The organism is Marinobacter sp., from assembly GCF_041595835.1.
Taxonomy (GTDB): domain Bacteria; phylum Pseudomonadota; class Gammaproteobacteria; order Pseudomonadales; family Oleiphilaceae; genus Marinobacter.
This window is the reverse complement of record NZ_JBFHJO010000014.1, coordinates 15,827-29,447: the sequence shown is the minus strand read 5'-3', so window position 1 is coordinate 29,447 and position 13,621 is coordinate 15,827. Positions and strand designations below refer to the sequence as shown.

The 13,621-nt window shown below is 50.8% G+C and carries 10 protein-coding genes; all 10 read left to right on the top strand.

Features of this window, described 5'->3' with window-relative positions; all coding sequences use genetic code 11:
• The first annotated feature begins 168 nt into the window (after window positions 1–168).
• The 10 genes from ABYA77_RS07100 to pheS all read left to right on the top strand — a co-directional run bounded on the left by ABYA77_RS07100 (window position 169) and on the right by pheS (window position 13,585).
• Complete coding sequence (locus ABYA77_RS07100; RefSeq protein ID WP_372965256.1) at window positions 169–1,557, top strand: DUF1329 domain-containing protein; 1,389 nt, start codon at window positions 169–171, stop codon at window positions 1,555–1,557.
• 143 nt (window positions 1,558–1,700) lie between these two features.
• Window positions 1,701–2,849 (top strand): WD40/YVTN/BNR-like repeat-containing protein, encoded by a 1,149-nt coding sequence (locus tag ABYA77_RS07095; protein ID WP_372965255.1) that lies wholly within the window; start codon window positions 1,701–1,703, stop codon window positions 2,847–2,849.
• Between the two features lie 45 nt (window positions 2,850–2,894).
• Window positions 2,895–5,282, top strand: a complete 2,388-nt coding sequence (locus ABYA77_RS07090; RefSeq protein ID WP_372965254.1) for an RND family transporter — start codon at window positions 2,895–2,897, stop codon at window positions 5,280–5,282.
• A gap of 185 nt (window positions 5,283–5,467) precedes the next feature.
• Window positions 5,468–6,451 carry a TAXI family TRAP transporter solute-binding subunit gene (locus tag ABYA77_RS07085; protein WP_372965253.1) on the top strand — a complete coding sequence of 328 codons (984 nt, stop codon included), beginning with the start codon at window positions 5,468–5,470 and terminating at the stop codon, window positions 6,449–6,451.
• Window positions 6,452–6,535: 84 nt separating this feature from the next.
• Entirely contained in the window at window positions 6,536–9,136 is a 2,601-nt protein-coding gene (locus tag ABYA77_RS07080; RefSeq protein ID WP_372965252.1) for a TRAP transporter permease, read from the top strand.
• Window positions 9,137–9,291: 155 nt separating this feature from the next.
• Complete coding sequence (gene thrS / locus ABYA77_RS07075; protein ID WP_372965251.1) at window positions 9,292–11,217, top strand: threonine--tRNA ligase; 1,926 nt, start codon at window positions 9,292–9,294, stop codon at window positions 11,215–11,217.
• Complete coding sequence (infC, locus tag ABYA77_RS07070) at window positions 11,214–11,759, top strand: translation initiation factor IF-3 (RefSeq protein ID WP_372965288.1); 546 nt, start codon at window positions 11,214–11,216, stop codon at window positions 11,757–11,759. Before thrS ends, infC begins: the two co-directional genes overlap by 4 nt.
• 93 nt (window positions 11,760–11,852) lie before the next feature.
• Window positions 11,853–12,044 (top strand): 50S ribosomal protein L35, encoded by a 192-nt coding sequence (gene rpmI, locus ABYA77_RS07065; protein ID WP_007151842.1) that lies wholly within the window; start codon window positions 11,853–11,855, stop codon window positions 12,042–12,044.
• 49 nt (window positions 12,045–12,093) lie between these two features.
• Complete coding sequence (rplT, locus tag ABYA77_RS07060) at window positions 12,094–12,447, top strand: 50S ribosomal protein L20 (RefSeq protein ID WP_372965250.1); 354 nt, start codon at window positions 12,094–12,096, stop codon at window positions 12,445–12,447.
• A 139-nt stretch (window positions 12,448–12,586) separates the two neighbouring features.
• Window positions 12,587–13,585, top strand: a complete 999-nt coding sequence (pheS, locus tag ABYA77_RS07055; protein WP_372965249.1) for a phenylalanine--tRNA ligase subunit alpha — start codon at window positions 12,587–12,589, stop codon at window positions 13,583–13,585.
• Window positions 13,586–13,621: the final 36 nt, after the last annotated feature.

Genomic DNA, 13,621 nt, shown 5'->3' with positions numbered 1-13,621 from the left:
TTGTTGGAGTTCCATAGCTCGGGAGTAGTGTCACTGACAGATACAAAATCGCACTTTTGATCGATAGACTTTATTGTTCAATCGGCTAACCTGATGGAAAGTCTGTGCAGTATCAGACAATAACAACAAAGCCCTGTAGAGGCTTTCAGACGCATTTAAGGTTACATAATGAGATACAAAAAAAACGTATTCCTGGGTGGGCTTCTGGCTTTGTCATTTGCTGCGTCACCCGTTTCCGCTGCGGTTTCATCCTGGGAGGCTGCGCGCTTAGGTAAAGATTTAACGCCATTTGGTTCAGAGAAAGCCGGTAACGAAGCAGGTACTATCCCTGCATGGACTGGAGGACTCACAGAGGCGCCAGCCGGTTATCAGGGCTCCGGGCAGCATCATATCAATCCGTTCCCGGACGATAAGGTACTGTTCACTATCAATGCTTCTAACATGGAGCAATACAGTGAATATCTCACGGATGGCGTCAAAGCCCTGCTTGAAACCTACCCAACGACTTTCCGTGTCCCGGTTTACCAGTCACGCCGTACTCATGCGATACCAGACTGGGTGGCTGAAAACACCAAAAAGAACGCTGTAAAGGCCGAAATTGTCGGTGAATCAGAAGGTATAAAGGGCGCTTTTGGCGGTTATCCCTTCCCAATTCTTCACGGAACTAATGAAGAGAAAGCCTGGCAAGTGATCTGGAATCACCTGACCCGTTGGCGCGGGATCAGTGCTACTCGCCGTAGTAGTGAGGTGGCGGTTCAGAGCAATGGCGATTACGGTTTGGTGACATCTCAGCAGGAAGTGTTCTTTAACTTCTATAACCCGGAAGGCAGTGAGAAAGACCTGGATAACATTATTTTTTACTACCTTTCTTTTACCCAGTCACCCCCACGTCTGGCTGGTGGGGCGATTCTGATTCACGAAACTCTGAACCAGATCATTAACCCACGTAACGGCTGGGGATATAACGCTGGCCAGCGCCGCGTTCGTCGTGCCCCTAACCTTGGATATGACTCGCCGATTGCGGCTGCAGACAACCTGCGCACTGCTGATGATACCGATATCTTTAACGGTGCTATGGATCGCTACACCTGGAACTATGAAGGTGTGAAAGAAATCTATATTCCGTACAACAACTATCGGATTGGTGAAAAAGGCACACCGTACTCTGACATTCTGGGCGTGTCTCACATAAATCCGGATATGACCCGCTGGGAGCTGCACCGGGTGCATGTTGTGGAAGCGAATCTCAAAAAGGGTGAGCGCCACATTTACGGCAAGCGTCGTTTCTACGTGGATGTTGATAGCTGGAATACCGTGCTGCTGGATCAATACGACGGTCGTGGCGACCTGTGGCGTGTAACCATGGGGCTCCCCAAAAACTATTATGAACTGCCGGGTGTCTGGACGGTTCTGGATGTCTATCACGACCTTCAGGCTCGCCGTTACCACGTATTAGGGCTGGACACCGAAGAACCGAACACACGTGTGTTCACTGACGAAGTTCCGAATAAACGATACTTCTCACCAGCTTCTCTTCGCAGACGTAGTGTGCGCTGATCTGTGCGCGCTGGGGTTCAAAAACCTGGCGCCCTGGGGGGTATTGAGTAGACCGGCGGCCAGAGGGCTGCCGGTTCATTTACAAAAGCTGCGGTTATCTGCGGCAGGCACTTCACGATTTAATCAACGTAAAGGCAATCTGAATGGCTAATAGGTTCATGTGCGAGACACTGGGTTCCGCCTGTTTAGGCCTCTCCATGGCATTGGCGGCACCTGCAGCGTTTGCGCTGACAGATATCATCGACGTTCCGGCCAGAGCTACAGAGCTGGCTACGGAATCGTTGCTAAATGACGTGACCCGGGCAGGAGACCGCATTGTGGCGGTTGGCGAGCGGGGACACATCATTTATTCCGATGATGAAGGCGCAACTTGGAGCCAGGCGGAAGTACCTGTGTCCGTTACCCTGAACGCGGTGGATTTTGGTAGCGACAGTCATGGTTGGGCTGTGGGGCATAGCGGTGTTCTTCTGCACTCTTCAGATGCCGGGGCCAGCTGGGAGCTGCAATTTGATGGTCTCAAGGCCGCAGCCCTGAGCATTGAGAGTAAGGAAGAGCAAGTTGCTGAGCTGGAAGAGCAGATTGATCAGGCTCCAGAGGATCAGAAAGATGATCTGGAGTGGGCGCTGGATGACCTTCTTTTTGCACTTCAAAATGCTGAATCTGATCTTGAAATCGGTCCGGTAAACCCGCTGCTTGATGTATGGTTTGAAAACGATAAGCACGGGTTCGCGGTGGGTGCTTACGGCATGATTCTGCGAACCGAGGACGGTGGTGATTCCTGGCAGGACTGGTCTCCTAACATTGAGAACCCACAAAACTTCCATTACAACAGCATTGCTCAGGTAACAGGCGGAGCTTTGGTGATCGTGGGTGAAGCGGGTCAGATTCACGTGTCTGTAGACAACGGGGCTACCTGGGAAATGCGCGAAAGCCCGTACCCTGGTTCTTTGTTCGGGGTGAGCGGTACCGGACGTGTCAATGAGATACTGGCCTTTGGGTTGCGTGGCACAACCATCAGCTCAAATGATCTGGGGCGTAGCTGGAAAGTAGTTCCAAATGAAGGTAATGCCACATTGAATAATGCTGTTGTGGCAGACGATGGCCGAATCATTCTGGTAGGAAACGGTGGTGCTGTATTGATGAGCGCCAACGGTGGAGAGAGCTTTCGCGCATACTTCCGAAACGATCGGGAGAGTGTCATGGGGGTGGTTCCGTTGTCAGGAACCAATCTTTTGCTGGTGGGTGAGGGTGGTGTGAAGTTCACCGATTCTCGCGGCCGGAATCTTAAATAACGCCCTGGTGTGGCATCAACGGATTAATGGATAGAGGGCTTATTAATGTCTGACCCGATGCATGACAGGGGTGAACATTACCTGGCAACGCCAAAAGCGGAGCCGTTTCTTGAGCGTTTGCTTTTTAATAACCGGGCGCTGATTCTTCTCGCGTTCGTAGTGCTGACACTGTTTCTTGGCTATAACGCCATAAAAATTCAGCCGGATGCCAGCTTTGAGCGGATGATACCTCTGGAGCATCCGTACATTGTTAATATGCTCGACCACCGGGATGATCTGGAAAATCTGGGCAACTTTGTACGTATTGCGGTTGCTGTTGAAGAGGGTGACATCTTTACCCCCGAATATATGGAGACCCTGAAACAGATCACCGACGAGATGTTTTATCTTAACGGTGTGGATCGTTCTGGCCTGAAATCTCTCTGGACATCAAATGTCCGTTGGGTAGAGGTAACGGAACAAGGTTTCCAAGGCGGTACCGTTATTCCTGATGGTTATGATGGGTCGCGGGACAGTTTGGAACAGTTGCGACAGAACGTACTTCGTTCGAATGAAGTCGGTCGTCTGATTTCTGATAATTTCCGTTCCACTATCGTTTATGCACCGCTGTACGAGAAAAATCCTGAAACCGGCGAGGCACTGGATTACGCAGAGTTCTCTCGTCAGTTGGAAGAAAAAATCCGCAGTAAATACCAAGAGCAAAATCCGGACATCAGTATCCACGTTGTTGGCTTTGCCAAAAAAGTGGGTGACCTGATTGAAGGGATTGGTTCTATCGCGTGGTTTGCGGGAATTACCATTCTTTTGACCACGCTTCTGTTGTTCTGGTACTCCCGCTGTATCGCTGGAACCCTGGTGCCGGTATTTACCTCCATTATTGCGGTGTTCTGGCAATTGGGTACGCTGAAACTACTGGGTTACGGCCTGGACCCATACTCCGTGCTGGTTCCGTTTCTGGTATTCGCTATTGGCATCAGTCACGGTGTACAGATTGTCAACGCAATGGCTGTTGAGGCTGCCAAGGGTTTTGACGCAGTTACCTCTGCACGTCTTGCGTTCCGGGCGCTGTATATTCCGGGCATGCTGGCGCTGATTTCTGACGCTATGGGGTTCCTTACGCTGGTGTTCATCGAGATCGACGTTATCCGTGACCTTGCGGTTGCCGCCGGTCTGGGTGTCGCATTCGTTATCATCACCAATCTGGTACTGCACGTACTCATCATGTCTTACGTGGGTATTTCCAAAGGCGGTGTGCGCCATGTTCAGAATCATGGCGAGAAACAGGACCGGAAATGGCGTGTTCTGTCGTATTTCTCTCATCCTGGTGTCGCGCCTATCTCCTTGCTGATTGCGGTGATAGGGCTTGGCCTGGGCATGTATTACAAGCAGGACCTAAAAGTAGGCGATCTTGATCAGGGCGCGCCTGAGCTTCGAGCGGACTCCCGGTACAACAAAGATAACGCTTACATCATCAATAACTACTCCACCAGTGCGGACGTTCTGGTTGTTATGGTGAAAACGGCTGAAGAGCAGTGTACCCAGTATAACGTGCTTCGGGCGATGGATACCTTGCAGTGGGAACTTCAGAATACGCCGGGTGTTCAAGGTTCCGCCTCTCTTGCCGATGTGTCCAAACTGGTTACCAAGGCGCTTAACGAAGGTAACTGGAAGTGGTTTGAGATTTCCCGAAACCAGACAATTATCAATGCCTCTATTCGTGATGCACCTGCCGGCCTGATCAATACCAGTTGTGACCTGACTCCTGTATTGGTGTTTCTGGAAGACCACAAAGCGGAGACTCTGCAGACAGTTATTGATCGTGTAGAGGTGTTTGCCGGTGCCAATAGCAATGAGGAGCACACTTTCTTGCTGGCAGCGGGTAATGCAGGTATTGAGGCTGCTACCAACGAAGTTATTTCCGGCGCCAAGGATATTATGTTGTTGCTGGTTTACGGTGTGGTTAGTTTACTTTGCTTCCTGACCTTCCGGTCGTTGCGTGCGGTAGCATGTATTGTCATTCCTCTGGGGCTGACCTCTGTCCTTTGTGAGGCCATTATGGCGGTGTCTGGGATTGGCATTAAGGTGGCGACTCTGCCGGTTATTGCTCTGGGTGTCGGTATTGGTGTGGATTATGGCATCTATATCTATAGCAAGCTTGAGCAGTTCCTGTTGGAAGGCAAAACGCTGCAGGATGCGTACTACGAAACTCTGCGCTCTACTGGTAAGGCTGTTATCTTTACCGGTGTAACGCTTGGGCTTGGTGTAGTGACCTGGATTTTCTCACCGATTAAGTTCCAGGCTGATATGGGCTTCTTGCTGTTCTTCATGTTCCTGTGGAATATGGTGGGCGCAATCTGGTTGTTGCCAGCCTTGGCTCGATTCCTGTTGAGGCCGGATAAGATGTTGGCCAAAGCAAGGGCTGCCAAGTCTTGATTACAGCCTGAAACCCTTTAAGAGCCCGCATTTGCGGGCTTTTTTGTTTTCTGTTCAGTTGGTTAGCGTGCTAACCCTTGCTTTATTTATGGCTCGAAGTGTTCTATGTTCTGATGTGTGTGAGAGATTTGCCATGCATAAATGCATGGGCTATTCCCCATAATGACCAAGAAAAGGAAACACTCATGACACTGAAACTCAAAGCGTCCGCAATGGCCGTAGCCGCCGTTGTTAGCCTGGGAGCGGCATCTACTTCTGTTTCAGCCCAAGATCAGCGTTTCGTCACGATCGGTACGGGTGGCGTGACCGGCGTTTATTACCCGGCTGGTGGCGCTATTTGCCGTCTGGTTAATATGGACCGTAAAGAGCACGGTATTCGTTGCTCTGTTGAGAGTACGGGTGGTTCAGTTTATAACCTGAACGCCATTCGGGCTGGAGAGCTTGATCTGGCCGTTGCTCAATCTGACTGGCAGTATCATGCCTACAATGGCACTAGCCAGTTCGAAGAAGCTGGTAAAAACGAGAAGCTGCGAGCTGTTTTCTCCCTGCACCCAGAACCATTCACCGTGATCGCCAGTAAAGGCTCCGGTATTAAAAACTTTGAAGACCTTGAAGGTAAGCGCGTCTCAGTTGGTAACCCTGGTTCAGGTCAACGTGCTACCGCTGAAGTTTTGATGAAGGAGATGGGCTGGGGGCTGGATAAGTTCGCCCTGGCTGCGGAAATCAAAGCTGCTGAGCAATCTCAGGCTCTGTGTGATGGTAATATCGACGCTTTCTTCTACACAGTTGGTCACCCTTCCGGTGCGATTAAAGAAGCGACCACTTCCTGCGACAGTGTGGTCGTTAACGTAGATAACAAAGCTAGCCAAAAGCTGATTTCAGATAACCCATACTACCGAAAAGCCGTTATCCCTGGTGGCATGTACCGTGGAACAGATGAAGATGTCACTACATTCGGTGTGGCAGCAACGTTTGTTTCATCAACTGACGTACCCGATGATGTGGTATATGCAGTCGTTAAGGCGGTATTTGAAAACTTCGATAGCTTCAAACGCCTGCATCCTGCCTTTGCTAACCTGAAGAAAGAAGAAATGGTTTCCGATGCGCTGAGTGCGCCTTTGCACCCAGGTGCAGCCAAGTACTATCGCGAAGCTGGTCTGATCGAGTAATCAGCAAAGCACGCAAGTAATGGGGCAGGCATAAGCCTGCCCCATTGATTCCATCAGGTTATCTTCACATCACAGGTACATTCCATGGCAAAGAATGACTCCGGTACCGGTGCGAGTGTGGATGCTGCCAAGATTGAGCAGGTATTGCAGACGGAAACCGGAGGCAGGGCGCTTGTCGGGCCTGCGGCTGCAATCCTCTTTATTATTCCGGTTTGCTGGTCTTTGTTTCAGCTCTGGATTGCATCACCACTGCCGTTTGTTCTGAATTTCGGTATATTTAACTCTACAGAAGCACGCTCAATCCATTTGGCGTTTGCTGTGTTTCTGGCCTTTTCAGCCTTCCCTATGTTTAAAGGCGTGCACTCCACGAAGGTGCCCGTTTACGACTGGGTTCTAGCGGCTGCTGCGGCTGCTGCGGCGTCGTATCTATATGTCTTCTATGATCAGCTTTCTCAACGTCCCGGTGCCCCGATTACTCAGGATCTTTGGGTGGCGCTAGGCGGTTTGGTGTTGTTGCTTGAGGCAACGCGCAGGGCTCTTGGTTTACCTTTAACCGTTGTGGCGGCTGTGTTTATCGGGTATTCCCTTGCAGGCCCTTATATGCCGGATGTCATCTCCCACAAAGGCGTTAGCCTGAATAAGCTTTCTTCCCATCAGTGGTTGGGGACGGAGGGCGTGTTTGGTGTCGCTTTGGGAGTATCCACAAGTTTTGTATTTTTGTTTGTACTGTTTGGTGCGCTGCTGGAGCGTGCCGGGGCGGGTAACTACTTTATAAAAGTGGCTTACGCCATGCTTGGGCATATGAAGGGGGGGCCAGCCAAAGCGGCGGTTGTGTCTAGCGGACTGAGCGGCGTGATCTCTGGTTCTTCTATTGCCAACGTGGTAACCACAGGTACGTTTACTATCCCTCTGATGAAACGGGTGGGTTTTCCTGCCACCAAAGCGGGTGCTGTTGAAGTCGCTGCGTCTACAAATGGCCAGCTGACACCTCCGATTATGGGGGCCGCAGCCTTCCTGATGGTGGAATATGTTGGTATTTCATATCTGGAAGTCATAAAGCATGCCATTCTGCCGGCTCTCATTTCTTATGTGGCGCTGGTCTATATTGTTCATCTTGAAGCCTGCAAGCTGAAGATGGAGGGTATTGAGCGATTGAATCGCCCAAGTCTTGCTCAGCGGATGCTGAATTGGGTGGTGGTTATCCTTGGATTGTTCATCCTGACGGTTGTTGTTTATTACGGCATTGGCTGGACGAAAGGCTATTTTGGTTCGGCGGCTACCTGGATTCTGGGGGCAGCTCTGCTGATCATCTATGGTGGCTTGGTGGGTTATGCCACAAAGTTTCCTGAATTAGAGGTGGATGACCCTGAAAAGGCGATGGGCGAGCTCCCCGAGGTGGCGCCAACCGTAAAGACGGGGTTGTATTACTTGCTTCCGGTTGTTGTGTTGGTTTGGTGCCTCACAGTTGAGCGTTTTTCTCCCCAGTTGTCAGCTTTCTGGGCAACTTTGTTCATGGTCTTTATTGTCATCACTCAGCGGCCTTTAAAGGCGTTCTTCCGCAGTCACGGGGGGCTGACGGGTGAGTTTGTTGGCGGTGTATCTGATCTGTTCCACTCGCTCGCTACAGGTGGGCGGAATATGGTTGGGATCGGTGTGGCAACAGCTACAGCGGGCATTGTTGTCGGTACGGTTACCTTGACAGGTATCGGGTTGGTAATGACTCAGTTTGTGGAGTTTTTATCAGGCGGCAATTTGCTTCTGATGCTTCTGTTTACGGCGGTCATCAGTCTGGTTTTGGGGATGGGGTTGCCAACCACCGCAAACTACATCGTTGTCTCGACGTTGATGGCCCCTGTTATTGTGACGCTGGGGGCTGAAAACGGCTTGTTGGTTCCGTTGATAGCGGTTCACTTGTTCGTGTTCTATTTCGGGATTCTGGCGGATGATACGCCGCCCGTTGGTCTGGCCGCCTATGCGGCGGCCGCCATTTCCGGTGCGGATCCTATACGAACCGGTATTCAAGGCTTCACCTACGACATTCGAACGGCCATTTTGCCTTTCATGTTTATCTTCAATACCCAGTTGTTGCTGATAGGTCTGACGGGGTGGCTGGATCTGCTTGTTACCGTGGCAAGTGCGGTGACGGCTATGTTGGTATTCTCAGCGGCCACACAGGGTTATTGGTTTACCAAAACTCGCTGGTGGGAAACTCTGGCCTTGTTGCTGATCACATTTGCCCTGTTCCGCCCCGGGTACTTCTGGGACATGGTTTACCCGCCTCATGAGGAGCGCCACGGCGCCGCAATCATGGAGTATGTGGAAACGGTGCCGGTTGATCAGTCGGTCGTGTTCAGGGTGTCTGGAATGTCGATTGATGGCAGCGATGTAACAACTTACGTTCAGCTTGAAATGCCTGCAGGTGATACCGGGGCAGAGCGTTTGGCTGCCGCCGGGCTTGAGGTGTCGGAATTTGACGGAACTCTGGCCGTAGATTTCGTCAACTTTGGTAGCGCGGCAGAGAAAGCTGGTATTGAGTTTGGATGGGGCATTGAAGCGGTTCAGGCGCAACTTGATCGGCCGCCCAGAGAATTGGTGTTCATCCCGGCGCTTCTTCTTCTGGGGTTTGTGGCCTTTGGCCAGTTAAAACGCAAAGCAAGGGAGGATGCGCAACCCCAGCTTGCATAGCTGCGATAGCAGGATGTTAGTAAAAGCCCGGCATTGTTGCCGGGCTTTTTTCTGTTAAACTCCCTCCCTGAATCAGCCCGCGGTTTGTGTCGCGGATGCTGGCAACCATGTGATCTTTGGTATAGATCACCGCTGAGAACCCCCAGGAGAGTCCCATGCCCGTCATTACACTGCCTGATGGCAGTCACCGCAGTTTTGCAGAACCCGTTACTGTTCACGATGTAGCCGCCGATATTGGTGCAGGCCTGGCAAAGGCTGCTCTGGCGGGCAAAGTGGACGGCCGGCTTGTAGATACCAGTTACCTGATTGAAAACGATGCTGAACTTGCCATTGTGACGGAGCGTGATGAAGACGGCGTAGATGTCGTTCGTCACTCCACAGCGCACCTTTTGGCGATGGCGGTGAAAGAATTATTTCCCGAAGCTCAGGTAACGATTGGGCCGGTTGTGGATAACGGCTTTTACTACGATTTTAAGTACGACCGCCCCTTCACCAATGAAGATCTGGCACGTATTGAAAAGCGGATGGAAGAGCTGGCAAAGCAAGATATTCCTGTTTCCCGTTCTGTTATGTCTCGCGCTGACGCGATCAAGCTGTTCGAAGACATGGGTGAGGAATATAAAGTTCAGATCATCGAGGATATTCCTGGTGATGAAGACTTATCATTCTATCGTCAGGGTGATTTTGTTGATTTGTGTCGCGGCCCTCACGTACCAAGCACTGGCAAACTCAAAGCGTTTAAGCTGACCAAGGTAGCCGGGGCTTTCTGGCGTGGTGATCATAACAATGAGCAGTTACAGCGTGTTTACGGCACCGCGTGGGGCAACAAGAAAGACCTCAAGGCGTACCTGAATCGCCTGGAAGAGGCTGAAAAGCGTGATCACCGAAAGATTGGTAAGAAACTGAAGCTGTTCCATATGCAGGAAGAGTCACCAGGCATGGTTTTTTGGCATCCGGATGGCTGGTCTCTGTATCAGGAAATCGAACAGTACATGCGTGGTAAGCTCCACGATCATGGTTACAAAGAAATCAGAACACCTCAGGTGGTTGCCCGTACGCTTTGGGAAAAGTCCGGGCACTGGGATAAATTCCAGGATGCCATGTTTACCACCGAGTCCGAAAAGCACGATTACGCAATTAAGCCAATGAACTGCCCTTGCCATGTGCAAGTGTTCAATCAGGGCCTGAAAAGTTATAAGGATCTTCCTTTACGACTGGCGGAGTTTGGCTCCTGCCACCGTAACGAGGCTTCTGGTGCGTTGCATGGCCTGATGCGCGTGCGTGGGTTTACACAGGACGACGCTCATATTTTCTGTGAGGAAGATGCAATTCAGGATGAGGTGTCTTCCTTCATTCATTTGTTGCATGAGGTTTATGCAGACTTCGGGTTCAGCGAGATTCTTTATAAACTATCGACCCGCCCAGAGAAGCGCGTAGGTTCAGACGAAGTTTGGGATAAGTCTGAAGCGGCTCTTGAAGAAGCGTTGAATCGCGCAGGTGTTGACTGGGAGTTGTTGCCGGGCGAGGGTGCTTTCTATGGTCCGAAAATTGAATTTTCGCTGAAGGACTGTATCGGCCGAGTATGGCAGTGCGGTACTATTCAGGTAGATTTTTCAATGCCTGGACGCTTAGGCGCCCAGTATGTGGCTGATAATTCCGAACGGAAGACTCCAGTTATGCTGCATCGTGCAGTTCTCGGGTCTTTTGAGCGGTTTATCGGTATACTGATTGAAGAATACGAAGGTGCATTTCCCGCTTGGCTGGCGCCAACGCAGGTTGCGGTGCTGAATATTACCGATAATCAGCGTGACTACTGTCAGAAATTGGCCAAAAAATGGGATTCTTTGGGATATCGGGTTAATGCTGACTTGAGAAACGAGAAGATCGGCTTTAAAATCCGCGAGCATACTCTTAACAAGGTTCCCTATCTTGTCGTCGTTGGCGATAAAGAAATCGAAAACAATGCGGTTGCAGTACGCACCCGTAAAGGTGAAGATTTAGGGACTCTATCGCTTGAAGCGTTTGAACAGCTATTGGCTGATGACATTCAACGCAAAGGCAAAACCAAAACGGAGATCTGATTATTAAACAGCGAACGAATCGGGGTGGGCGCACTCCAAAAGCGCCTATCAATGAGAATATTGACGCAACTGAAGTCCGCTTGATCGATGCCGAAGGCAATCAGGTTGGTGTTGTTCCAATTGAGGATGCTATTCGCATGGCGGAAGAGGCTACCCTTGATCTGGTACAGGTTACGGATTCCGATCCGATCGTCTGTAAAATAATGGATTACGGCAAGAAGATCTTCGAAGAGAAGAAAGCCAAGGCGGCTGCCAAGAAGAAGCAAAAGCAGACGCAGGTCAAAGAGCTTAAGTTCCGTCCAGGAACTGAAGAAGGGGATTATCAGGTAAAACTACGCAACCTGATACGTTTCCTTGAAGCCGGGGACCGAGGCAAGATTACGATTCGTTTCCGTGGCCGTGAGATGGCACACCAGGAAATTGGTATGAAGCTCATGAATCGGATCGAAACGGATCTTGAAGAGATCGCAACGGTTGAGATGCGGCCTAAAATGGAAGGCCGGCAGATGACCATGATTGTGGCTCCCCGCAAAAAGAAGTGACCTGATCCTCTGATGGGTCCCCCGCAGTAGCGGGGGATTTGTCGTTCAGGGACACAATTGTTTTATTAAAAAATAGAATGCGGAGTTTTAAAAATGCCTAAGATGAAAACTAAGAGTGGAGCTACCAAGCGGTTCAAGAAAACCGCTACCGGCTTCAAGCACAAGCAGTCCTTCACCAGTCATATCCTGACCAAGAAGAGCCCGAAGCGTAAGCGTCAGCTGCGTGGCACCAAGCTGATTGCCAAGTCCGATGTGGCTTCAATCAAGCGTATGACGGCGTGCTGATTCAGCCGCTAACTTCCTGATCAGGTATATAAGGTAGAAGGATTAAAATATGGCTCGTGTAAAACGTGGCGTGGTAGCACGTCGTCGTCACAAGAAGATTCTCAAGCAGGCCAAGGGTTATTACGGCGCTCGTAGTCGTGTATTCCGCGTTGCCAAGCAAGCGGTTATCAAGGCCGGTCAATACGCTTACCGTGACCGTCGCAACCGTAAACGTGCTTTCCGCGCTTTGTGGATTGTTCGTATCAACGCTGGTGCGCGTGCAAACGGTCTGTCATACAGCCGTCTGATCGCTGGCCTGAAAAAAGCGAATGTTGAAATCGATCGTAAGGTTCTGGCTGATCTGGCCATGAACGAGCAGCAAGCTTTTGCTGCAGTGGTTGAGAAGGCCAAAGCATCCCTGTGATCGCTTAAGCTCTTTCATCGGTTACTGATCGATCACGGTGCCTCATGATTTCATGACGGCACCTCCTGAATAGGGGAAGGGCACGCTCTTCCCCTATTTTTGTTTTAACCTACCCCATTTCTGGTTTGGAGCAGGGTCAATGGAAAACCTGGAACAATTGGTTCAGGACGGGTTGCACGCAGTAGAACTTGCGGACAATCTTCAGGCGCTTGATCAAATTCGCGTGGAATACCTCGGTAAAAAAGGGGTGATTACCCAGCAAGCAAAAACTCTGGGTAAGCTTTCAGCGGAAGAACGACCTGCCGCAGGCCAGAAAATCAATGAAGCCAAGGGGCAGGTTGAGCAGGCGATCAATGCTCGTCGTGCGGACCTGGAAAAGTCCGCCATTGAGGCGAAGCTTGCCAGCGAGTCTATTGATGTAACCTTGCCAGGCCGAGGCCAGGATCTGGGTGGTTTGCACCCGGTTACTCGTACCCTGCAGCGTATTGAAGAGATTTTTTCCCGCGCCGGTTACAGCGTGGAGCAGGGGCCGGAAATCGAAGATGACTATCATAACTTCGAGGCCCTTAATATTCCAGGGCATCACCCGGCGCGTGCTATGCACGATACTTTCTATTTCAATCCGGGTACGTTGTTACGCACTCACACTTCACCTGTTCAGATCCGGACAATGGAAGCGGGTAAGCCGCCTTTCCGGATGATCTGTCCTGGCCGGGTATACCGGTGTGACTCCGATATAACGCATACCCCGATGTTTCATCAGGTTGAAGGCCTGCTGATTGAGAAGAATGTCAGCTTTGCGGATCTTAAGAGCACTGTAGAAGAGTTTCTCCGGGTTTTCTTCGAGCGGGACCTGAAAGTACGTTTCCGTCCCTCCTATTTCCCGTTCACTGAGCCGTCTGCAGAGGTGGATATTGAGTGGGGGCGTGAGCCCGATGGCAGTATTAAATGGTTGGAAGTAATGGGGTGTGGAATGGTGCACCCTAAAGTGTTCGAGCATTGCGGTATCGATGCCGAAGAATATCGTGGCTTTGCGTTTGGGCTGGGTGTTGAACGCCTGGCCATGCTGCGCTATGGCGTAAAAGATTTACGCATGTTCTTCGAAAACGACCTGCGTTTTTTACGCCAATTCCGTTAAGCCTCCGGGCTGTGTGACGTAAGCAGGACTCCGAAT

What these genes read in the sequence shown, in the direction of transcription:
- ABYA77_RS07090 (WP_372965254.1), top strand. Translation starts at nt 2,895, where the DNA reads ATGTCTGACCCGATGCATGACAGGGGTGAACATTACCTGGCAACGCCA.
- ABYA77_RS07080 (WP_372965252.1), top strand. Translation starts at nt 6,536, where the DNA reads ATGGCAAAGAATGACTCCGGTACCGGTGCGAGTGTGGATGCTGCCAAG.
- thrS (WP_372965251.1), top strand. Translation starts at nt 9,292, where the DNA reads ATGCCCGTCATTACACTGCCTGATGGCAGTCACCGCAGTTTTGCAGAA.
- ABYA77_RS07085 (WP_372965253.1), top strand. Translation starts at nt 5,468, where the DNA reads ATGACACTGAAACTCAAAGCGTCCGCAATGGCCGTAGCCGCCGTTGTT.
- ABYA77_RS07095 (WP_372965255.1), top strand. Translation starts at nt 1,701, where the DNA reads ATGGCTAATAGGTTCATGTGCGAGACACTGGGTTCCGCCTGTTTAGGC.
- rplT (WP_372965250.1), top strand. Translation starts at nt 12,094, where the DNA reads ATGGCTCGTGTAAAACGTGGCGTGGTAGCACGTCGTCGTCACAAGAAG.
- ABYA77_RS07100 (WP_372965256.1), top strand. Translation starts at nt 169, where the DNA reads ATGAGATACAAAAAAAACGTATTCCTGGGTGGGCTTCTGGCTTTGTCA.
- pheS (WP_372965249.1), top strand. Translation starts at nt 12,587, where the DNA reads ATGGAAAACCTGGAACAATTGGTTCAGGACGGGTTGCACGCAGTAGAA.
- rpmI (WP_007151842.1), top strand. Translation starts at nt 11,853, where the DNA reads ATGCCTAAGATGAAAACTAAGAGTGGAGCTACCAAGCGGTTCAAGAAA.